The 21,623-nt window shown below is 41.5% G+C and carries 22 protein-coding genes; 1 reads left to right on the plus strand and 21 read right to left on the minus strand.

The genetic code is table 11. The features are described 5' to 3' along the window. Position 1: 1 nt before the first annotated feature. From FD17_RS00255 to FD17_RS00345, 19 genes are all read right to left on the minus strand, one after another. Positions 2 to 877, minus strand: coding sequence for an aldose 1-epimerase family protein (locus tag FD17_RS00255; RefSeq protein WP_057822614.1), 876 nt, complete (start codon positions 875 to 877; stop codon positions 2 to 4). Between the two features lie 20 nt (positions 878 to 897). Then, the gene (hslU, locus tag FD17_RS00260; protein ID WP_057822615.1) at positions 898 to 2,310 is read right to left on the minus strand and encodes an ATP-dependent protease ATPase subunit HslU; all 1,413 of its coding nucleotides are present in this window, start codon (positions 2,308 to 2,310) and stop codon (positions 898 to 900) included. 12 nt (positions 2,311 to 2,322) lie between these two features. Continuing rightward, positions 2,323 to 2,865 (minus strand): ATP-dependent protease subunit HslV, encoded by a 543-nt coding sequence (gene hslV, locus FD17_RS00265; RefSeq protein WP_057822616.1) that lies wholly within the window; start codon positions 2,863 to 2,865, stop codon positions 2,323 to 2,325. Positions 2,866 to 2,879: 14 nt separating this feature from the next. Continuing rightward, complete coding sequence (xerC, locus tag FD17_RS00270) at positions 2,880 to 3,824, minus strand: tyrosine recombinase XerC (RefSeq protein ID WP_057822617.1); 945 nt, start codon at positions 3,822 to 3,824, stop codon at positions 2,880 to 2,882. A gap of 268 nt (positions 3,825 to 4,092) precedes the next feature. Beyond that, entirely contained in the window at positions 4,093 to 4,455 is a 363-nt protein-coding gene (rplS, locus tag FD17_RS00275) for a 50S ribosomal protein L19 (protein WP_057822618.1), read from the minus strand. An 89-nt stretch (positions 4,456 to 4,544) separates the two neighbouring features. Further along, positions 4,545 to 5,345, minus strand: a complete 801-nt coding sequence (gene trmD, locus FD17_RS00280; RefSeq protein WP_057822619.1) for a tRNA (guanosine(37)-N1)-methyltransferase TrmD — start codon at positions 5,343 to 5,345, stop codon at positions 4,545 to 4,547. Then, positions 5,342 to 5,863 (minus strand): ribosome maturation factor RimM, encoded by a 522-nt coding sequence (gene rimM / locus FD17_RS00285; RefSeq protein ID WP_057822620.1) that lies wholly within the window; start codon positions 5,861 to 5,863, stop codon positions 5,342 to 5,344. Before rimM ends, trmD begins: the two co-directional genes overlap by 4 nt. Before the next feature lie 85 nt (positions 5,864 to 5,948). Beyond that, positions 5,949 to 6,197, minus strand: a complete 249-nt coding sequence (locus tag FD17_RS00290; protein WP_013727928.1) for a KH domain-containing protein — start codon at positions 6,195 to 6,197, stop codon at positions 5,949 to 5,951. Between the two features lie 17 nt (positions 6,198 to 6,214). Beyond that, complete coding sequence (gene rpsP / locus FD17_RS00295) at positions 6,215 to 6,490, minus strand: 30S ribosomal protein S16 (RefSeq protein WP_013727929.1); 276 nt, start codon at positions 6,488 to 6,490, stop codon at positions 6,215 to 6,217. Positions 6,491 to 6,650: 160 nt separating this feature from the next. Beyond that, the gene (ffh, locus tag FD17_RS00300) at positions 6,651 to 8,087 is read right to left on the minus strand and encodes a signal recognition particle protein (RefSeq protein WP_057822621.1); all 1,437 of its coding nucleotides are present in this window, start codon (positions 8,085 to 8,087) and stop codon (positions 6,651 to 6,653) included. Positions 8,088 to 8,099: 12 nt separating this feature from the next. Further along, complete coding sequence (locus FD17_RS00305) at positions 8,100 to 8,441, minus strand: putative DNA-binding protein (RefSeq protein WP_057822622.1); 342 nt, start codon at positions 8,439 to 8,441, stop codon at positions 8,100 to 8,102. Positions 8,442 to 8,519: 78 nt separating this feature from the next. Next, on the minus strand, positions 8,520 to 9,875 hold the full coding sequence (gene ftsY / locus FD17_RS00310; RefSeq protein ID WP_057822623.1) for a signal recognition particle-docking protein FtsY: 1,356 nt from the start codon (positions 9,873 to 9,875) through the stop codon (positions 8,520 to 8,522). Then, the gene (smc, locus tag FD17_RS00315; protein ID WP_057822624.1) at positions 9,876 to 13,427 is read right to left on the minus strand and encodes a chromosome segregation protein SMC; all 3,552 of its coding nucleotides are present in this window, start codon (positions 13,425 to 13,427) and stop codon (positions 9,876 to 9,878) included. A gap of 14 nt (positions 13,428 to 13,441) precedes the next feature. Beyond that, a complete protein-coding gene (gene rnc, locus FD17_RS00320; protein WP_057822625.1) occupies positions 13,442 to 14,152 on the minus strand; it encodes a ribonuclease III in 711 nt (236 codons plus the stop codon). An 87-nt stretch (positions 14,153 to 14,239) separates the two neighbouring features. Further along, positions 14,240 to 14,482, minus strand: coding sequence for an acyl carrier protein (acpP, locus tag FD17_RS00325; protein ID WP_057822626.1), 243 nt, complete (start codon positions 14,480 to 14,482; stop codon positions 14,240 to 14,242). Positions 14,483 to 14,534: 52 nt separating this feature from the next. After that, a complete protein-coding gene (plsX, locus tag FD17_RS00330) occupies positions 14,535 to 15,578 on the minus strand; it encodes a phosphate acyltransferase PlsX (protein WP_057822627.1) in 1,044 nt (347 codons plus the stop codon). Positions 15,579 to 15,591: 13 nt separating this feature from the next. Next, entirely contained in the window at positions 15,592 to 17,622 is a 2,031-nt protein-coding gene (gene recG, locus FD17_RS13160; RefSeq protein ID WP_057822628.1) for an ATP-dependent DNA helicase RecG, read from the minus strand. A gap of 69 nt (positions 17,623 to 17,691) precedes the next feature. Beyond that, the gene (locus FD17_RS13165; RefSeq protein ID WP_057822629.1) at positions 17,692 to 19,401 is read right to left on the minus strand and encodes a DAK2 domain-containing protein; all 1,710 of its coding nucleotides are present in this window, start codon (positions 19,399 to 19,401) and stop codon (positions 17,692 to 17,694) included. 29 nt (positions 19,402 to 19,430) lie between these two features. Continuing rightward, the gene (locus tag FD17_RS00345; RefSeq protein WP_057822630.1) at positions 19,431 to 19,793 is read right to left on the minus strand and encodes an Asp23/Gls24 family envelope stress response protein; all 363 of its coding nucleotides are present in this window, start codon (positions 19,791 to 19,793) and stop codon (positions 19,431 to 19,433) included. Between the two features lie 220 nt (positions 19,794 to 20,013). On the opposite strand from FD17_RS00345, the gene rpmB reads away from it, so the two are divergent. Then, a complete protein-coding gene (gene rpmB, locus FD17_RS00350; protein WP_008856832.1) occupies positions 20,014 to 20,199 on the plus strand; it encodes a 50S ribosomal protein L28 in 186 nt (61 codons plus the stop codon). Positions 20,200 to 20,302: 103 nt separating this feature from the next. On the opposite strand, the gene FD17_RS00355 is transcribed toward rpmB, so the two are convergent. Beyond that, positions 20,303 to 20,965, minus strand: coding sequence for a thiamine diphosphokinase (locus tag FD17_RS00355; RefSeq protein ID WP_057822631.1), 663 nt, complete (start codon positions 20,963 to 20,965; stop codon positions 20,303 to 20,305). Then, on the minus strand, positions 20,966 to 21,619 hold the full coding sequence (rpe, locus tag FD17_RS00360) for a ribulose-phosphate 3-epimerase (RefSeq protein ID WP_057822632.1): 654 nt from the start codon (positions 21,617 to 21,619) through the stop codon (positions 20,966 to 20,968). Positions 21,620 to 21,623 lie beyond the last annotated feature (4 nt).

Raw genomic sequence — 21,623 nt, forward strand, 5'->3', positions numbered from 1 at the left:
GTTAGAAAAAGCTGATTTGATATTTTCCAGCAAAGGCATGTCTGCCTTCCAGCCGGTTGATGGCAAACTTGTTTCCAAGCTGGCCATCTGAATTGACAGTGTCTGCCAATCCCCACCATGGCTCGATACAAGCAAATGGGGCCTGCTTTGGATATGGTGACCAAATGCCAACGTACGGCGCGTTCTCAACCGTTAATGAAATGCCATGATCATTTTGACTGTTTGCCAGCATAACTGTTGTTTCCTTACGATCAAGGTCAAGAACGATTGCATCGCTGTTAAACAGGTCATGGTTCAATGGTAACGGCTTGGTCAGGTCAAGCGTCTTTGGATCGTTAGGATCGCTGTAAGGCGGTTTTAATGGGATTTGCTGATAGGACTTCTTTGGAGCAACTCTGATAAATGAATCCTCAAAACTACCCTTACCCTTTACCAGTGGAACATTAAAACCGGGATGGGCTCCGATAGAAAAAAGAAGTGTTTCCTGAGAGGGATTGATGACGTTAAGACTCACCTTCAATTGATGATCAACCAGTTGGTAAATAATCCGCAATTCAAATTTGAAAGGATATTTGGCTAAAGTCTCTTCAGTTGGTCGCAGTACCAAGGAAACTTTGGTTGGCAGCTGAGATTCAACCTTAAACTGATTGTCCCGGGCAAAACCGTGTTGAGTCATCTCGTATTGCTTGCCGTCATACTCATATTGATTGTCCTTTAGCCGGCCAACGATTGGGAATAAAATTGGCGCATGACGTTTCCAATAATTAGGATCAGCCTGCCAGATATATTCCAACCCTTCGCTATCCTTGACACTGGTCAATTCAGCGCCAAACTCGTTAATTAAAACTGTCAGATATTGATTCTTTAAAGTAATCATCTAATCTATTCCTCCAACTATTAAAGGATGTAACGTGAAAGATCCTTGTTTTGAGCTAATTTTCCAACTTTATCATCAACGTATTTCTCGGTAATTGTGATATCGCCCATCTGCATATCTGGTCCTTCATAAAGGATGTCCTCAAGGAGTTTCTCGAGAATGGTGTGCAGACGACGAGCACCAATGTTGTCGGTATTGTGGTTGACGTCGGTAGCAATTTCCGCAATTTTGTTAATCGCTTCAATTGTGAAAGTGACCTTAATGTTGTCGGTCCCAATCAAAGCGATATACTGTTTGGTTAAGGAATTTGTCGGTTCGGTTAAGATACGCACGAAATCGTCTTTGGTTAAATCGTTCAGTTCAACCCGGATTGGGAATCTTCCTTGAAGTTCTGGGATTAAGTCTGATGGTTTATTTTCTGCGAACGCCCCGGAACCAATAAAGAGCATATGATCAGTGTTGACCGAGCCATACTTGGTATTGACTTGCGATCCTTCAACGATTGGCAAAATATCACGCTGAACACCTTCACGGGAAACTTCGCCACTGTTTTGCGACTTGCCAGGGGCAATCTTATCAATTTCATCAATAAAAATGATCCCGGTATTTTCAGCCCGAACAATTGCGTTGTGATATAAGTCGGCTTTGTTAATCAAGTCTTCAGAAGCTTGACGGGTCAAAATTTCACGGGCTTCGCTGACTGGGACCGTCCGTTTGATCTTTTTCTTCGGCATCAAGCCTGACAAAGTATCGTTCAAATCGATACCCATCTGGTTGAGCATTGTGCTTTGGCCGGCAGCTTGTTGAGAAGGATCATCCATTTCAATATCTACCTGGTCGTTTTCCAACAAACCAGCCTTTAATTTTTCGGCCACGGACATCCGCTTTTCACGGATATCGTCAGTCACTTCTTCTTTATCTGCATCGTTTTCGGAAGGTGCTTGGCCGTTTTGCATCTGGCTAAACATATTCATCAAATTTTGCATCTCGTTTTGACGGTTTTCTTTTCGCTTGGCAGGTACTAAAAGCTTAACCAGCTGATTGTTGGCTTTCTTTTCGGCTTCAACGTGAACCTGCTTATATTGGTCAGCACGTTCGAGCTGGATTGCGTTTTCAACCAGATCTCTGACCATTGATTCAACATCACCGCCGACGTAACCGACCTCGGTGAATTTAGTGGCCTCGACCTTTACGAATGGCGCATTGACGATTTTGGCAAGACGCCGGGCAATTTCAGTTTTACCAACACCGGTGGGTCCGATCATTAATAAGTTTTTTGGCGAAATTTCGTCCTGCATATCCTTTGAAAGCTGCATCCGGCGGTAACGGTTTCGCAAAGCAACCGCCACAGCTTTTTTCGCTTCGTTTTGACCAACAATATACTGGTCCAAAACTTCAACGATCTCTTTTGGTGTTTGAGTTGACTCAGTCAATTTTAGTTCCTCCTATAATTCTTCAGAAATGACGTTTTGATTTGTGAAAATATCAATGTTACCAGCAATGTGGATCGCTGCTTCGGCAATTTCTCGAGCACTCATCGTTTGGGCATGGTGCTTCATCGCAGTTGCGGCTGCCAGTGCAAAGTTGCCGCCGGAACCGATTGCCAAAATGTCATCATCGGGTTCAATCACTTCACCTTGGCCAGATACTAATAATAAGTCCTTATCATTCATGACAATCAAAAGTGCTTCAAGCTTTTGCAGCTGCTGATCGCCACGCCACTCCTGGGCGAGTTCAACAGCAGATCGTTTAAGATCGCCGTCAAATTGATTCAGTTTCTTTTCAAATCGTTCTTCCAGATTAAATGCATCAGCAACACTGCCGGCAAAACCGACAACCACTTTATTGTCATAGATGCGACGAACTTTGTGGGCGGTTCCTTTCATAATGACTTTTTCACCCATAGTGACTTGGCCGTCCCCAGCCATTGCTAAGTGACCGTTGTGACGAACGGCAACGATGGTAGTTGCTTCAAATTTGATTGGCATAATATACCCCTTTTTTATTTTGATTTTAATGAATCATTGTTTCGTGGAAAGTACTTCTTATAATCATCCATTAAATGTGATTTGGTAACGTGTGTGTAAATTTGAGTTGTCGACAGGCTGCTGTGCCCCAACAACTCCTGAACCGACCGCATATCGGCACCATTATTGAGCATCTCGGTTGCAAAAGTATGTCGCAGCATGTGGGGATGAATCTTAGTGGTCAGACTGCTCTGTTTCACAATCTCATCCATAATGTATTCGATTCCCCGGGCAGTTATCGGCCCACCATAGTGATTCACGAACAAAAACTGATGACTTTGATGATAACGGGCCATGATGGGGGCTCTGGCGTCGCTGAGATAGGTTTCAATTGCATCTTGGGCATATTCCCCAAATGGAACGTATCTTTGCTTGTTGCCCTTCCCAGTCACCAAAATTGTCCGATTATCCAAATCAATGTCATTTAACCTGATTCCGGCACATTCGCTTACCCGGATCCCAGTCGCATACAGTGTTTCCAAAACGGCGGAGTTTCTCAGGCCAAGTGTATGATTTGGATTTTGCTTGGCTCCCTGAAAGAGTGCCCGCATTTCATTTTGGTAAAGAAATCTCGGCAGCCGACGATTATTCGTTTTGAGGTGGACATATTCAAACGGATTATTGGCGATAACCTCGTTTTTGACCAGAAATGCATAGAGTGACTTCAATGCCGAAACCTTTTGAGCAATCGAATTTCTGGCATATTGCTTTTCATACAAATCAGTTAAAAATGATTCAACGTCAAAGGCGTCAACCTTCGTCAGTGGCTTTTTGTCAGCAGGAACCTCATCAATAAAGCCACAAAATTCGGTGATTGCCTGCTGGTATGCCTGAACAGTGTCTTTGGAATAATTTCGGTCACTGCGCAGATATTTTAAGAACCATTGAATATTTTTTTGATCATTATCTGATTCAGTCATCAGCCACCATCCTCAACGATGTAATCGCGTTCAAGTACTAATATCTATGATAGCAAATAAACGCCGGTTGTGCCCGGTTTGAACCTAAATTGTCCAAAACAAAATTCAACCATCTGATTGAATTTAATCGTCATTTTACATACTTAAGTAAAAGTTTGCATGCCATAAGAAGAGACTTAAACTGAACTTAACTTTTATCAAAAACTCGAGATTAAAAATTGGTACAAAAAAACTGAATCGAATTTTCGATTCAGTCAAAATTGCATCATTATGCACGTGAACGAAGTGAAGCTCGAATACGAGCAGCCTTACCTTGTAAGTCACGCAGGTAGTAAAGCTTAGCACGACGTACGTGTCCTTGTCTTACTACTTCGATTTTATCAACTCGTGGTGAATGAAGTGGGAAAATTCGTTCAACACCAACACCGTTACTTACTTTACGAACAGTGTAAGTTGCTTGAATTCCTGAACCCTTGCGTTTGATAACAACACCTTCGAACAACTGGATACGTTCTCTGGTACCTTCAACAACCTTAACGTAAATCTTCACAGTATCTCCGGCACGGAAATCTGGAATATCATTACGTAGTTGTTTTTCGTTGATCTTGTCAATCAATTGATTTTGTCGCATAAACAAATCTTCCTTTCACTAACATTCATTATCTTGTTTGACAGCGGAATGTTGTTTTGCGGCTTGCGCCAAAAATTAGTGTACCACAATCATGACTTGTCTGTAAAGGTGTTTTTCTTGTCAGCATCTTTTGCTGCCTGCTTTTCCTCTTCTTCAATGCGGACATCGGCAAACAGCTTTTTTTGGATACTAGTCAGATTTTGATGGTTAATTAAATCTGGTCGACGCAAATAGGTTCTTCTCAAGGCCTCTTTTTGATTCCAAAGAGCAATCTTTTTGTGATCACCATTCATGAGTACCTCTGGAACTTTCATGCCTCGAAATTCAGCTGGCCGAGTATATTGGGGTTCCTCCAGCAAGCCCGTAGAAAATGATTCTTCAACACTTGATTGATTATTGCCCAATACCCCGGGAATTAATCGGGTAATCGCATCTATCATAACCATTGCCGGCAATTCACCCCCAGTTAAAATAAAGTCACCAAGTGAGTATTCATCGGTCACGATTGATCGGATCCGTTCGTCGTAGCCTTCATAATGTCCACAAATAAACGTCAGATGGTCGTCATGGGAAAGCATCTCGGCATCGTGCTGCTTAAACTGTTTTCCGGCAGGATCCATTAGAATGACTCTGCCTTGAGGGTAACCAGCCGCTTCCGCCGCTTTTTTTGTATGGTCATAAGCATCCAAGATTGGTTGAGCCTGCAGAAGCATGCCTGCGCCGCCACCAAATGGATAGTCATCGACGTGACGGTGTTTATCAGTTGTAAATTCACGGAAATTGGTAACGTCAAGATCGATGATTTTATTCTCGATTGCCTTGCCAATAATTGAATCATGCATTGGCACAGAAAACATTTCCGGAAAGAGACTTAAAACATCAATTCTCATTCGTCCAATCCCTCCGGAACATCTACTGTTATTCGGCCGTGGTCGAGATCGACATTGGTAACAACAGAATCAATTTTAGGCAGTAACAAATCTTTTTGATCAACACGTTCGACTACCCAAACATCGTTGGCCCCAGGAGATAAAATTTCTTTAACTTTACCAATTGGATTACCTTGCGGATCAACTACCTGCAAGCCAATAATCTGATGATAGTAATATTCGCCTGGCTTCAAATCATCGCTGGAGAGGCTTCCTTCATCAATCATGAGCTCAGAAGGCTTTAAGTACTCAACATCGTTGATTGAGGGGTGGTCCTTGAAGTGCAACAGAATAAATCCTTTATGCTTGCGGACACCGTCAATTGTCAATGTGATCAAATCGTGTTTGTTTAAAGGTTTCGCAAAAACCGTATGACCGATTTTAAACCGTTTCTCCGGAAAGTCGGTGATCGAAACCACTCTGACTTCGCCTTTCAAGCCTTGGGTATTGACAATTTTGCCGACATTATAATAATTCATCAAATAATTCCTCCAGCTTAGTTGAATTCAAATTTTGAGTAAGAAAAAAAGGGCTTAAACAAAACAAATGTTTCGCTTAAGAACCCTATTGTTTCCCATCGTCTACGATCAAACGAGCTTTCTTTTGACCCTCAACCGGAACACTATAAACAATTGTCCTGATTGTTTGGATCACATGGCCATGCTTTCCAATGATTCTGCCAATATCTTCCTCGTTTAACTTCAGATGATATTCCATAAATCGATCGGATTCATTATGCGAAATCTCAATATCTTTAGGATAATCTACCAACGGTGAGATAATCTTATTAATTAAACCATCAATACTTGTCATGATGATAATCACTCACTTTACTTTTTTGAGTATTTAGCTTCGTGATATTTCTTCATAATGCCGGCATCTGATAAGATGTTACGAACAGTATCAGATGGTTGGGCACCATTGTTTAACCAGTTCATGATTGATTCTTCTTCAAGAGTAATCTTGGCTGGTTGGGTTAATGGGCTATAAGTACCAACGTTTTCGATGAAACGGCCATCACGAGGACTACGTGAATCGGCAACAACGATACGGTAATATGGACGCTTTTTGGAACCCATGCGCTTTAAACGAATCTTAACTGACATGCTTTTACCTCCTGTAATGTTTTAACGATTAATAATATACCAGTAATTTGAATGGTTGTAAAGGTTTTTTTCTTTACACCATCAAAATGGCTTGTTTATTGACTGAATCCAGTATATTTTCAATAAATAACTGTCTATCCATTAAATGGAATTATCCGATTTAACGACGCTTTTTGTTCTTCTTCATCCGGCGTTTTTTGTTCTTCTTCATCTTCCGGCTAAACTGTTTCATGGCCAACTTGGACATTTTACCGCCCATACCGGTGTTGTTCATCATGTTTTCCATTCCGGACATATTGCCCTTGGAAACCTTATTCATCATGGTCTTCATCTGAGTGAACTGCTTGATCATTCGATTGACTTCTTGGACCGGGCAACCGGATCCGCGGGCAATTCGTCGTCGCCTTGATGGGTTCAAGACATCAGGGTCGGTTCGTTCCTGATCGGTCATTGAATAAACGATCGCTTTTAAGTGATCCATGTCTTTTGGATCCATTTTTGCGTTCTTGAGTTGGGGATTATTGGCCATTCCTGGAATCATCTTCATGATTTCGTCTAATGGACCCATCTTTTGAATCTGATTCAACTGGTCAACAAAATCATTGAAATCAAAGGTGTTCTCTTTGATTTTGTCTGTCAGTTCCTGAGCCTGCTTTTCGTCATATTCCTTTTGAGTCTTTTCAATGAGTGAAAGCATATCACCCATCCCAAGGATTCGAGAGGCCATCCGATCCGGATAGAAGACATCCAGATCAGACATCTTTTCACCTTGTCCAACGAACTTAATCGGCTTTTGAGTGACGGCCCGAATTGAAAGTGCAGCACCACCACGTGTGTCACCATCCAACTTGGTCAGGACAACACCGGTAACATCCAGTGTTTTATTAAATCCTTCAGCGGTCGCCACGGCATTTTGACCAGTCATTGCATCAATAACCAACAGGATTTCATCCGGGTGAACGGCATCTTTGATGTTACTTAACTCACCCATCAGCTTTTCGTCGATTTGAAGACGTCCAGCGGTATCGATAATGACATAATCATTATGATCTTCTTTGGCCTTTTCGAGTCCGCGTTTGGCGATTTCAACAGGATCGACATCGGTTCCGAGTTGGAATACCGGAACATCGATTTGCTGGCCAACGGTCTCTAATTGGTCGATAGCGGCAGGACGGTAAATATCATCGGCAATTAGTAAAGGCCGGGCATTCTGCTCATTCTTTAATTTTAAAGCCAACTTACCGGCAGTTGTCGTTTTACCAGCACCTTGAAGTCCCGACATCATAATGATAGTTGGGATTTTCTCGGATTTATTCAGAGGGACAGCTTCTTCCCCCATCGTCTTGGTCAATTCCTCATCAACAATTTTGACAATTTGTTGAGATGGATTTAAGCCTTCAAGTACCTTGGCACCGTTGGCACGTTCTTCCACCGTCTTGACAAAGTTACGGACGACTTGGAAGTTAACATCGGCTTCTAGTAAAGCAAGCCTGATTTCCCGCATTGTGGCACGGAGGTCCGATTGAGAGACCTTTCCTTTACCACGTAAAGTTTTCATGGCGTTTTGCAAACGTTCTGTTAATCCTTCAAAAGCCAATTAGTTCACCCCTTATTGTTCTTCAGTTGTTTCCAAATTTTTGATCATTTCATTTAGTTTTGCATCGTGTGGATATTTGTCACCGACATACTTTTGAATCTTATCGAGCTTATCATTACGATCGACAAAGCTGTGATATAAATTCAGTTTGTCTTCATATTGCTGCAGAATTTTTTCTGAGCGTCTGATGTTATCATAGACGGCCTGTCGACTAACATTATATTCACCAGCAATTTCACCCAGTGAATAGTCATCGGCATAATACAATTCAATATAATTAGCCTGTTTTTTGGTTAATAACGGTTCATAAAATTCAAACAAAGAATTAATGTAGTTATTTTTTTCCAGTTCCATGCTGAAACTCCTTTGATGACCGATACGTCATACAGACTACCGATTTATGCGGCGTCAGTCAACGGTAAAATGGGGAAGTTATTCTGAAATCAAGCCTTTAAATAATCCATAAACAAAATCATTTGGATCAAATGGCTTCAAATCGGTTACCTTCTCACCTAGTCCAACATATTTGACCGGCAAATGCAATTCACTTCGAATAGCCAAAACAATGCCACCGCGGGCAGTCCCATCCAGTTTCGTTAAAACAATGCCGGTTACATCGGTTGCTTCTTTAAACGTTTTAGCTTGAGTCATGGCGTTTTGACCGGTTGTGGCATCAAGAACCAACAGGACCTCGTGTGGCGCTGCCGGAATTTCTCTGGTAAGGATCTTCTTCATTTTGCTCAATTCGTTCATCAAATTAACTTTGTTTTGAAGACGACCGGCCGTATCAACCATCAACACATCGTAGTTTTCATCCCGGGCTTTTTGGACAGCATCATAAACAACCGAAGCCGGATCACTTTTCGCTTTTCCTTTAACGATGTCAACACCATCCCGCTCAGCCCAGACATTCAATTGTTCGATAGCACCGGCTCGGAAAGTGTCGGCAGCTGCCAATACAACTTTTTTGCCCTGGTCTTTGTACATTTTGGCCATTTTACCGATGGTTGTTGTCTTTCCAACACCGTTAACACCGACAAACAAAATAACGGTTGGGCCGGATGCTGCCATGTTAATTGAAGAATTTTCACCGTTGCCGGCCTTATCGTACATATCAATTAATTTTTTAACGATGACATTTTGAACATCTTTAGGCTTTTTAGCGTTTTGGAGCTTGACTTCATCCCGAAGTTCGTCTGTAATTCGCATAGAAGTTTCAAAACCAACATCAGACTCAATCAGCATATCTTCCAAATCATCAAAGAATGATTCGTCAACATGGCGGAAGTTGGCTAACAGAGCATTTAATTTTTCGCCAAACGATGAACGGGATTTTTCCAAGCCCTTCTCGTATTGTTCGGTTGTAGATTCTGTATCTGGTTCAACTGATTTTTGTGATTCTTCAGTTTTTTCGGCTGGCTGTTCTGCCGGCTCATCCTCAGTTGAAGGCGCTTGGCTGGATTGTGGTGTCTCTTGTTGAACAGTCTGCGAAGAAGTCACGGATTGATCGTTGGAACTTTTTTCAACGTCTTTCTGATCTTCACTTTCAGCTGGCGTGCTTGCTTCATTTGTGCTTTGCTCATGGGTGGACTCGACTGGTTCTTCATGTTTCACATCTGCTTGAGTAGGCTTTGCTGTTGTATCAACATCGTCAGTATGTTTGTTTTCTTTAGTTGACGCATTCTGACTGGTTGTTTTCGCATTATCATCGGTTTGTTCAACCGGCTTTTCTGGTTCCTTTTCATCATTTTTCTTGGAACGACGTTTAAAAATATCAAAAAGACCCAATCAACTCACCTCCGTTTTTAGATTATCCAAATTAACAGTTACAACTTTTGAAACTCCTGATTCCTGCATGGTCACTCCGTATAGCTGATCAGCATAAATCATCGTTTCTTTTCGATGCGTAATAACAACAAATTGGGTTTCATTTCCGAATCGCTTGAGATACTTGGCAAATCTATCCGCATTGAACGGATCAAGCGCGGCCTCTGCTTCATCAAGAATACAGAAGGGAACGGGTCGAACCTTGATAATTGCAAATAGTAATGTGATGGCAGTTAATGCTTTTTCGCCACCAGACAACAAACTCAAGCTACGGTAATTCTTGCCAGGCGGCTTGACAATAATCTCAATTCCGGTATTCAATAAATCATCCGGATCGGTTAGTACCAACTTGGCTTCACCACCGCCGAACATATCCACAAAGACCTTGGCAAATGCTTTGCTGACTTTGTGGAATGCATCAGAAAACCGTGTTGTAATAGTCGAGTCCATTTCACGCATGGTAGATGTCAGGTGGTTCTTAGCATCAATCAAATCCTGTTTTTGCTTGGTAAGAAAGTCAAATCGTTTTGAAACGTCTTTGAATTCTTGGATTGCGCCAATATTAACCGGCCCGATTTCATCAATTCCGGTTCTAAGTATCTTGATCTGACCAGCAACCTCTTTTGCGTCCCAATTCCAATCCGGGTTAGCCAGGTCAGCTTTTTCAATTTGATAGCTCTCACGAAGACCAGCTAAATTGGCATCAACATCATGTCGGTTTTTGGCAGCTTTTTGTTCGACGCTTGTAAGCTCGTATTTGGCATTGTTTAAATTAATCTGCTCGTCTTGAACTGTTTGGTTCAAATTATCCAGATGATCCTGGTCGGTTCCAACAGAAGACTTTAACTTATCCAAACGGTCACTGAGTGAGGACTGCTGCTTGCCAGCCGTCTCAATTTGGTTATTCAGATCGGCAGAATCAATTTGATGAGTGAGTTCCAGCTGTAACTTTTTCTGTTGCTCGATCAAATGAAGTCGGTTTTGTTGGTGGTCGGCAATCTGTTTGTGGATTGCTGATTGATCAACTTTTAATTGATTTAACTTTTGTTGTTCAACCACTATTTCTTCATGTAAAGACTGCTTTTGATCAGCAAACTTTTTGGCTGACTGTTTCACATTAGCCAACTGAATGCGTTTTTCATCCAATTGATGATTGGTAGCTTCCAATTGTTTATCAATTGCCTGCTGCTGATTTGATAAGGATCCATCGTCTGTGCGTTGGTTTGCCTGCGCTGAATTTTTCATCGCCAGCTGAAGTGTCTGTAACTCCCGCTTCTTTTCTTTCAGAGACGTTCCCAATTCCTGACATTCATTGTTCAAGTTCTCAACTTGTTGCTTGAGTTGAAAGACCTGTTGTTGGCCACGCTCATGGGACGCCCCAATCTTGGCAAGGTCCGCTTTGGCGTTCTGCAGTTGAGTTTCGTTTTCTGCCAGCTTTTGATCCATTTGCGCAGTGGACTTGTTTAATGCTTCCAGTTCACTTTTTTGAACCAGCACACCTTGATTGTCATTCCGATTGGCCCCACCGGTCAATGAACCGCCGGCATTAACAACCTGGCCATCCAACGTGACAATGCGGGTTCGGTGGTTAATCTGCTTACTGATAATAATTGCATGATCCAGGGTGTCCGCAATGATCGTCGTTCCTAGGAGAAATGTTTTGATTTTACTCAAGTTATCAGGCATTGTAACGAGTTCAGAGGCAATCCCAACAAATCCATTTAAATGTTCAGCTTCTCGGACGATCGTTTGGTTTAAGTGGCGCTCATTGATTGTGCCAATTGGCAATAAGGTCACCCGCCCAAGCTTTTCATGGGTGAGCAGTCGAATTGCAGCAGATGCTGACTGATTATTTTCAACAATAACGTGTTGCGCTTGTGACCCCAATGCGGTTTGGATGGCCTTGACATATTTGCTGTCAATATCCAAGTAGTCTGAAACCGGGCCCCAAATTCCTTTTAGTTCGTTTTTATGTTTTAACAAGTTGGCAACACCACGATAAAAGCCACGGTAGGAATCATGAAGACTTTTCAATGATTCTGCTTTGGCTTTGGCCTGCTCAGAAATTTTTAAAGCGGCCAGCCAATTAGCCTGTGAACGGTCAACAGCCTGCTTATGGGTGTCCATCACTTTAGATAAATCTGAAAGTTTGCCAGAGACGGTCTTCAGCTGCGTGTTCGTCTGGCTTAAAGCATCGTGTTTGTCTTCAAGTTTTGTTTGGGTGTCATTTACATCATCAGTTGCTTTGGCAATTCGCTTCCGTTGTGATGCCAATCGCTCTTCCAACTGCTGATCATCATGACTCTTCATGGTAATTTGATTTTTAATATCAGTTTTTTGCTGGAGCAAGTCGACATAATGATTCCGAAGTTTATCAATTTCTCCTTCAATGACTGAAACGCTGTTGGCTTTTTCTTGAGCAGCAATTTGGTCAAACTGGGACTGTTTATCGGCAATTTTATCAGCAGATCGTTTGCTTGCATCTGTTGATTGATTCAGTTTTACCTGATAATCATCAATTTGTTTATCAGTTAATTTAATCTGCTCTGAAATCCGATTTAAGTCGGCATTTTTAAAAGATTTCTCTTGAGCAGACAGTTGATGCTTGCTCTTGAGGGATTGAATCTGTTCGCTAATTTCGAGAAGTTGATCATTTAATTGGTCAATCAGCGATCGATCGGAAGTTAACTTGGTCTTTAACTTATCTCTGGAATTTTCATCTTTACGAACCTGCGCATAAATTTTGTTAACCAAATCCGACTTAGCAGTAACCATCTGTTTGATATTATGAGACTCGGAAATAAGCTTTTTTGTGGATAAAATTAATTCCTGCTTTTCAAATTGATCAAGGCGCTTTTTTTGGTCCAGATAATCGGTTGCCAAACTACTCTGTTCTTCAAGTGGTGCCATTCGACTCTGCAATTCAGAAATGATGTCTTCAACCCGATTTAGATTATCGGTGGTTTCATCGATTTCTTTTTGAGCAGTATTTTTATGCTGTTTATATTTATAAACACCGGCAACATTTTCGATGATCGAGCGGCGATCTTCAGGTTTACTATTGAAAATTTGTTCAACATTTCCTTGAGAAATAATTGATAGTGATCCTTGGCCGATTCCGGTGTCCATGAAGAGATCTGTAATATCTTTTAGCCGACACTGCTTTTCGTTCAGATAATAGGAGCTATCGCCATTTCGAAACAATTTTCTTGAAAGCTTAAGTTCATCAAAAGGTGTTTTGATAAAGTGATCAGAGTTGTCCAGAGTTAATGTGACAGAGGCCATGCCTAAAGACCGTCGATCAGCGGATCCTGAAAAAATAACATCAGGCATCCGCGATCCACGGAGATTTTTAGCAGACTGTTCCCCCATCACCCAGCGAATCGATTCGGCAATATTACTTTTACCGCTACCGTTGGGTCCAACAATTCCGGTCATTCCACCGGGAAACTTAATTAGAGTTTTATCTGCAAATGATTTAAAACCGATAATTTCAATGGATTTAAGCTGCACATTCATTCTCCAATCTAAACGAGATTGTCTCCCTCGGTATCAAAGTGTTCAAGTGCCTGTTGAGCCGCTTTTTGTTCGGCACCTTTTTTTGAATGGCCGATGCCAACCCCGTAAACTTTTCCATCAATTGAAACATTAACTTTAAATGAACGATCATTGTCTGGCCCATATTCATCAACCAGTTCGTAATCGATAGCGACTGGGCCGTCAGCTTGGGCGAGCTCTTGGAGTTCGGTTTTATGATCAAAGAACTCGGCAAACATTCCTTCATCGAGTTTAGGAAAAATGACTTTGGTAACGAATCGAGTTACTTCAGCCTGACCCTGGTCCAAGTACAAACAACCGACAAACGATTCAAAAATATCACAAAGTAGTGAATCGCGGTCACGAGCGCCAGCCTTTTCTTCACCTTTGCCCAACCGAATATATTCATTAAAATGACATTCTCTGGCAAATGTGCTAAAGCTTTGTTCATTAACCATGGCTGCCCGCAAGCGGGTCAATCGCCCTTGAGGCATCTTAGGATAACGTTTAAAAATATAGTCGGAAACAATCAGCTGTAAAACTGCATCACCCAAAAATTCCAGCCGTTCGTAGAACTTCAATCCTTCGCCACGGTGTTCATTGACATATGAAGCTTGCGTAAATGCTTCATCCAATAAATCCTGATCATTAATGTGAATGTTAAAGTCCTGCTTTAACATCTCATTTAAGCCCTTTATCAATCTTTTACCTCCAAATAAGTTCCAGATAACAGTAAAAAATTGAAATTATATCAACGTTGAAATAATTTCAATTAATAATGACCGTTATTATTTTTGATGAGCCATGATGTAATCGACAGCTTCGTTAATTGTATTCAGCTTTTCAGCATCCTCATCGGAAATTTCAGCATTAAAAGTATCTTCCATGTCCAGTACAAATTCAACAAAATCAATAGAATCTGCATCAAGGTCATTTTTAAAATTCAGGTCCCCGGTAATTTTACTTCGGTCGACATCAAACTGATCAGCCACTAGATCGGCAATCTTTTTGAACACTTCGTTTTTATCCATTTTGATAAACACCTATTTCATAAAATTAATTTGCTAATTACTATTATATCAACTATTTACTGCTTTTGATACTATCTTTTATCTGTTGCATTTCATCAGCATGTTCGGTGATGTATTTATCCAAATCAGGGATCATGTTTGAAGAAATGATCTGCCGGATCTGGCCGATCGTATTTTTAACTGTGTCAGCTTTGCTGCTACCATGGGTCTTTACGACTGGCGCCTTAACACCCAGCAAAACCGCGCCACCGTATTGAGAATAATCCATGGAGCTGCCAATCTTATGGAAGGTGTCCTTCAACATCAATGCGCCAAATTTAGCCTTGGTACCATTGTCCATGATTGACGTTTTAATCAGCTTCATCATTGATAGCGCTGTCCCTTCAATACTCTTCAAAACAGCATTACCGGTAAATCCGTCAGTCACAACAACATCGGCAGCACCATTCAAGAGTTCTCGGGATTCAACGTTGCCGACAAAGTTAATGTCCTTATCCGCTGCCAGGAGGTCATGAACCTTACGGTGATTCATATCACCCTTATCAGCTTCGGTCCCATTATTCAACAGACCAATCCGAGGATTTTGAATTTGGTTGACGTTTTGAGCATAATACTTACCCATCAACGCATATTGATAAATATTTACAACCTTGGTATCTGCATTGGCACCGACATCAATCATCACAAACTTGTTCTGGCCTTTCCCAGCGATAACTGGCAAAGTTGTTGTTAATCCTGGTCGTTCAATCCCTTTAATCCGGCCAACGATGAACAAGCCGGCAGCCAAAATTGCACCAGTATTGCCAGCGGAGAAGAATGCATCGGCATTGCCCTCTTTAACTGCAGTTGCAGCCAGGACAATACTGGATTGCTTTTTGGTGCGAACTGCTTTAACGGGTTCGTCACCCATTTCAATGACTTCATCAGCTTGAACAATTTGAATTCGATCATCATTCTTTAAGTATTTTTGAATCTGGTCGGTTTTGCCAAATAATTGAAATTCTACGTCAGAATAAGCATCCCTTGCCAGTTCAATTCCTTCAACAACTTCTTTAGGGGCGTAATCGCCACCCATTGCGTCAACTGCAATTTTCATATTTAACTCCTATTTAGTCAGTTTTAATTGTTTCATTATATTTCAAATACTGTGATAATTGTACATTTTCTGGATTTTTTTGCCAATCCTTATGAACGGTTATACTTTGAGCTTCCTGATTGGCAACTTGAAGAATATTGAGGTCACCAACCGGATCGGCAACTTTAAAATCAGGCATTCCCGACTGCTTATTGCCGGTAATATCACCTTGGCCACGTAATTCCAAATCTTTTTGTGAAAGGAAAAATCCATCTGTGCTGCTGGCCACAGCCTGCATCCTTTTTTTGCCGATTTCATTTTTGGGGTCGGCAATTAAGATGCAGTAAGATTGGGTATCACCACGCCCAACTCGTCCTCTTAATTGATGCAACTGAGCTAATCCAAAATGGTCAGCGTCAAAAATCAGCATGGTATTAGCATTTGCAACATCTACGCCAACTTCGATGACCGTGGTGGCAACCAAAACCTGGAATTGATTATTTTTGAAATCTTGCATGGCGGCATCCTTTTCCTGATCGGACATGCGACCATGCAGGAGGCCAACGGTATATTGTGGTTCAAAAATGGCCTTGAACCGTTCAAAGATTGCCAAGGCATTCTTCATATCAACGGCTTCGGATTCTTCAATCAGCGGTGTGACCACATAAATCTGATTCCCCGAATCAAGCTGCTTTTTGACAAAACGGATAGCTGAATCAGTTTTGGCTGACGTTATCCATGTCGTTTTAATCGGTTTTCGACCTTTTGGAAGTTCATCGATTACGGAAACGTCCATATCCCCATACATGGTAATCGCCAAAGTCCGTGGGATCGGTGTCGCAGTCATTGCCAGCATATTGGTACTATGCCCCTTTAAACGCAAGGCTTGTCTTTGATTCACACCAAAGCGATGTTGTTCATCGATAACGGCTAAGCCTAAATCATGATAATCAACCTGGTCTTGAAACAATGCATGGGTTCCAACAATTAAATTGACTTCCCCATCTGCAATTCTTGGCAGCATGGCTTTTCGTGCTAATCCGGTTGTCGCACCGGTTAACAGTGCAATATTGACGTTGAAGCCGTCAAACATCTTGGCAAATGTATTGGCATGCTGTTCTGCAAGAATTTCAGTAGGCGCCATAATGGCAGCCTGCTTGTGCGCACTGATGGCTGCTAAGATTGCCATTGCTGCAACAACTGTCTTACCACTACCAACATCCCCTTGAAGGAGACGATTCATTTCCAATGGTTGCTTAAGGTCAGTCAGAATTTCATCGACCACTTTTTGCTGTGAATTGGTTAGTTTGAATTTTAAATGGTTAGTGAACTGCTGAATCAGTTCTGGATCATAGCCAATTTTTGCTGCAGGGTCGGGCTTTCGATGGCTTGCTTTTAGAATTTGAACTTTCATGGAAAACAAGAAAAATTCCATGAACTTTGCCGTTCGAAAGGCTTTTTGGGCTGCAACCGGCGATTCAGGAAAGTGAATGTTTTTGATGGTATCGTGAAAAGATTCCAGTCGATATTTTGAGCGGATTGACTCCGGTATGACATCAGTCAGTTGCTTTTCATATTCATCAAACCCAAGCTTTACCAGCTGTTTAATCGTATTTTGTTTAACTTCTTTGTTACTTGGATAAATGGAATCGTAGGTATCACTTTTATCACCGTTCAGGATTTTCATGCCCTGGATTTGATTGCGATTGCGATCAAATGTTCCAAAAATGATGACTGGTGCTTCCAATTCCAGCTGCTTTTTCAGCCAAGGCTGATTGAAAAACGTAACGTTATAAATTTCGTCATTGATTTTGAGATGAAACGATAGCCGACTCCTTCTTCTGCCAAAGAAATTGACAGTCGGCTCACTAATGACCGTCCCCTTAACAGTAACCTTTTGGCCGTCAACGGCCGTTCTCAAATCCTTTAAGGATAAATCATCATATCTGCGGGGATAATAAGTCAGAAGATCATTGATCGTATTGATGCCAAGCTTGTTCAAAGCAGTTAACCGTTTATCGCCAACACCTTTGAGCACACTTACCGAATCGCTTAAACTGGGCATATTATCCCTCCTTTGGTCATGATATAAATAAAAGTTTGGCCAACTGTGACCAAACTTTTACGAAGTAACTTATTCGACAGAAATCAAAAATGGATAAACGGGTTGATCACCTTCATGAACTTCAACCTCTAGCTCATCATCTAATTTCAAAATTCCATCTTGAACTTTGTCAGCTAATGCTTTATCAGCACCTTCGCCATAGATAATGGTAATCGCCTCGCTGTCTTCATCCAACATCTTAGCGACCATTTTAACAGAAGTATCTACCAGATCATCACCAACGGTGGCAATATCGCCGTCAACAATTCCCATAAATTGGTCTTTCTTGATATCCAAATCATCAATCTTAGTGTCACGGATAGCAGTTGTTACCTGACCGGATTTGACCGTTGGCAGATTATCCTCCATGGCTTTTTGATTGTCTTCAAGTGAATTTTCAGGGTTGAACCCAAGCATTGCCGTGATCCCTTGAGAAATTGTCTTCGAATGAACGATGACCGTTGGGATGTCGACCACTTTAGCTGCCTGCTCGGCGGCTAAAAAGATGTTCTTGTTATTAGGAAGCACAATTGCCTTTTTAGCTTTGGTATTATTAATGGCATTCACAATATCTTCAGTACTTGGATTCATTGTTTGACCGCCACTCACGATGTAATTCACACCGAGGCTTTCAAACAACTGGTTAAGACCTTTCCCTGATGAAACTGAAATGATTGCAGTATCGGAAACCGGTTGCTGTGTATTAATACTTTCAGCCTTTTGAATTGGGGATGCATCCTCAGAGTTGTCTTCATCTTCTTCAATAATTGTTTCCTGTTGAAGACGCATATTATCAACTTTAACGGTTGCCAAATCACCAAACTCCTGGCCCCAGGCAAGTACTTTCCCCGGATGCTCAGTATGAACGTGAACTTTGACAATATCGTCATCATTGATGACTAACAGTGAATCCCCCAGCTTTGCAAGGTAATCATAAAAGGTTTGGTAGTCGAATTTATGATCAACTTCACGGCCCTTTCCGATGCGGACCATAATTTGAGTACAGTATCCATAGACAATGTCTTCAGGATTTAATTTACTTTGGACACTTTGATCGGCCACTTTTATCATCTGATTCATTTCAGCGTCATTTGGCTGGTACTCACCGGATTCGGATTCGTTCCTGCCATTTAAAACATCGTCAAAAGCTTCAAGGACAAAAACCAATCCCTGACCGCCTGAATCAACTACGCCGACCTGTTTTAAAACCGGCAGCAGATCAGGTGTTTTTTCCAACGCTTTTTCGGAACCTTCGTAGATTGCATCCATCACGGCCACAACGTCGTTAGTCGTAGAAGCAGCCTTTTTACCTGCTGAAGCGGCCATTCTAACAACTGTCAGAATTGTGCCTTCAGTTGGCTTCATAACTGACTTATAAGCAATTTCTGTTCCAGCAATAAAAGCATCGGCAATATCTTGGGCACTTAATGTCTCTTTGCCCTCAGTAGATTTTGAGAATCCTCTGAAAATCTGCGATAAAATAACCCCTGAGTTACCGCGGGCACCCATTAAAAGGCCCTTTGCTAAAGCAGCGGTTAAATCGCCAACGTTAGTCTTAACGTCTTTATTCACATATTTGTATCCCGAAGCCATTGAAAGACTCATGTTGGTCCCGGTGTCACCATCAGGAACTGGAAATACATTTAATGAATTAATAAAATCGGAATTATTATTTAATTTAGTTGCGGCTGCTTGAACCATTGCCGTAAATTCGGTGTTGGTAATTTCTGTAACTTTCAACTACTTGTCCTCCTTGGTCACTTGCGTAATCAGTCGTTCATTACCTGAACGCCTTGAATGATTACATTGACCGAATTTGCAGATACCCCAAGCATGCTTTGCAGGTTATATTTAACCTTTGCTTGAACGTTTTTGGAAATTTCTGATATTTTATTGCCGTAAGCAACGATGATATAAACATTAATTTCAATTTCATTGTCGTGTTGTTTAACGACAACCCCTTTGAAGTAATTTTCACGATTCAGAATGGTGTTCACATTATCTCTTAGCTGGTTGCGACTTGCCATACCAACTACACCGTAATTGTCAGTAGCAGCACCGCCAACAACATTTGCGATAACATTGTTGTCGATGTCCACTGTTCCAAATCTTGTTTTGATTTTGACGGCCATGTGCAGCAGCCTCCTTAATTTTCTATTTACCTATTAACGATAGTTAATATTACCACAATAACGCTAAAAACCAAAGTAAACATCATGCTTTTCAAAGGACTGTCAAGTATAATTACTTGAAAGAAAAGTATTGCAATATCAATGTATCTATGATAAATTATTCTAGTGTAATGAAACAGACTTTAACACTAAAATCAAAGAGAAGGGAGATTTGTTACCCATGGCAAAGGATTTTATTAACGGTAAGCGTACCCACTTTGGTAACAAACGTTCACACGCTTTAAACTCAAGCCGTCGCAGCTGGAAGCCAAATTTGCAAAAAGTTCGGATTCTTGTTGATGGCAAACCTAAGAAGGTTTGGATTTCTGCTCGAACACTTAAATCAGGCAAAGTTACCCGTGTATAGTAATAACTTGGATCGATGATAGTCGATCTTTTTTATTACAATGAAACAGAGGCAATTACCAGTCATCGGACTGGTGGTTGCCTCTGTTTTTTGTATTTTGTTATTAATTGAAACGGTCAATATCCTTGCTCTGAATGACGCACATGACACCACTGCCGAATTTAAACTTGGCAGTGTTCCCAACAAACTCATTACTTGCCAATGACATTGGGTACTTAACATGATAATCATCAAGTTTGTACTTTTCGTCGTACAAGGTTAGATGTTCCATCGGAGTTAATGCGACAAATGCCAAATACTTTTTATCAGGTTCCTTGGTAATTTGATACTCACCGGGCAAAAAGAATGTGATAGTATTTTGTTTGTCAATCATTCTAATCTTCGGCGCAAATGGCGTAAAGCGCGGCTCTAAGACCATCCACAGATTTGCAAGGAAATGATCAAGCCGACCACCAGTTGCACCGTATATGTCCAAGCGGTCTGCATGGTGTTCCTGTAAGGCGACTTTCAGTCCAAGCTGGGTGTCAGTGTCATCTTTTTCTGGGATCGACTGGCGGATGTCTTTAATATGGCTGCGAACCAACTGCAGTTCTTCGGGCTTGAGTGAATCAAAATCACCGATGGCAACCAAAGGATCAATTCCTTTATCAATCAAATGGAGATTTCCTCTATCGATGCCGATCCAGTCACCCTTAACCTGCCCATTTTTCAATTTGTCAGGCCAGAGGTCGATCGGACCGCCAACCAATAGATTTAATATCTTCATTTATTTAGTAGCATCCTTTATAGCTTTGATTCGGCTGACTGGATCATCTGCGTCAAAAACGTATGATCCGGCCACAGCAACGGTAGCTCCGGCTTGATAGGCACCAACAACAGTGTGTTCGTTGACCCCACCGTCAATTTCGATATCGAAGTCCAATCCTTCAGACTTTTTGATTTCATTTAATTCAGCAATCTTCTTGACCGTTTCCGGCAGGAACTTTTGACCGCCAAATCCAGGATTAACGGTCATGACCAATACTTGGTCAACCATGTAAAGGACTGGTTGGATTGCGGAAACCGGGGTACCTGGGTTAATAACAACTTCAGCTTTGACACCCTTGTTTTTGATCATTTGAAGGGCTCTGTGAATATGTGGGGTTGCTTCGACGTGGACGCCAATAATATCGGCACCGGCATCGGCAAATTGGTCAACAAAACGCTCTGGCGAAGTCACCATCATATGAACATCAAGGGTCATATCGGTAATTGGGCGAATTGCTTTCACCCAGCCGGGACCATAGGATAATGCGGGTACAAATTGGCCATCCATGATATCAATATGAAGGACTTCTGCTCCACCCTTATCAACTTTTTCAATATCCTTTTGTAAATTAACATAATCGGCACTTAAAATTGAAGGCGCAACTTTAATCATAACT

The organism is Lentilactobacillus sunkii DSM 19904, assembly GCF_001435575.1.
In the GTDB taxonomy this organism is placed as follows: Bacteria; Bacillota; Bacilli; order Lactobacillales; family Lactobacillaceae; genus Lentilactobacillus; species Lentilactobacillus sunkii.

What these genes read in the sequence shown, in the direction of transcription:
- FD17_RS00255 (WP_057822614.1), bottom strand. Translation starts at nt 877, where the DNA reads ATGATTACTTTAAAGAATCAATATCTGACAGTTTTAATTAACGAGTTT.
- hslV (WP_057822616.1), bottom strand. Translation starts at nt 2,865, where the DNA reads ATGCCAATCAAATTTGAAGCAACTACCATCGTTGCCGTTCGTCACAAC.
- xerC (WP_057822617.1), bottom strand. Translation starts at nt 3,824, where the DNA reads ATGACTGAATCAGATAATGATCAAAAAAATATTCAATGGTTCTTAAAA.
- rplS (WP_057822618.1), bottom strand. Translation starts at nt 4,455, where the DNA reads ATGCGACAAAATCAATTGATTGACAAGATCAACGAAAAACAACTACGT.
- trmD (WP_057822619.1), bottom strand. Translation starts at nt 5,345, where the DNA reads ATGAGAATTGATGTTTTAAGTCTCTTTCCGGAAATGTTTTCTGTGCCA.
- rimM (WP_057822620.1), bottom strand. Translation starts at nt 5,863, where the DNA reads ATGAATTATTATAATGTCGGCAAAATTGTCAATACCCAAGGCTTGAAA.
- FD17_RS00290 (WP_013727928.1), bottom strand. Translation starts at nt 6,197, where the DNA reads ATGACAAGTATTGATGGTTTAATTAATAAGATTATCTCACCGTTGGTA.
- rpsP (WP_013727929.1), bottom strand. Translation starts at nt 6,490, where the DNA reads ATGTCAGTTAAGATTCGTTTAAAGCGCATGGGTTCCAAAAAGCGTCCA.
- FD17_RS00305 (WP_057822622.1), bottom strand. Translation starts at nt 8,441, where the DNA reads ATGGAACTGGAAAAAAATAACTACATTAATTCTTTGTTTGAATTTTAT.
- acpP (WP_057822626.1), bottom strand. Translation starts at nt 14,482, where the DNA reads ATGGATAAAAACGAAGTGTTCAAAAAGATTGCCGATCTAGTGGCTGAT.
- plsX (WP_057822627.1), bottom strand. Translation starts at nt 15,578, where the DNA reads ATGAAAATTGCAGTTGACGCAATGGGTGGCGATTACGCCCCTAAAGAA.
- recG (WP_057822628.1), bottom strand. Translation starts at nt 17,622, where the DNA reads ATGCCCAGTTTAAGCGATTCGGTAAGTGTGCTCAAAGGTGTTGGCGAT.
- FD17_RS00345 (WP_057822630.1), bottom strand. Translation starts at nt 19,793, where the DNA reads ATGGCCGTCAAAATCAAAACAAGATTTGGAACAGTGGACATCGACAAC.
- rpmB (WP_008856832.1), top strand. Translation starts at nt 20,014, where the DNA reads ATGGCAAAGGATTTTATTAACGGTAAGCGTACCCACTTTGGTAACAAA.
- FD17_RS00355 (WP_057822631.1), bottom strand. Translation starts at nt 20,965, where the DNA reads ATGAAGATATTAAATCTATTGGTTGGCGGTCCGATCGACCTCTGGCCT.
- rpe (WP_057822632.1), bottom strand. Translation starts at nt 21,619, where the DNA reads ATGATTAAAGTTGCGCCTTCAATTTTAAGTGCCGATTATGTTAATTTA.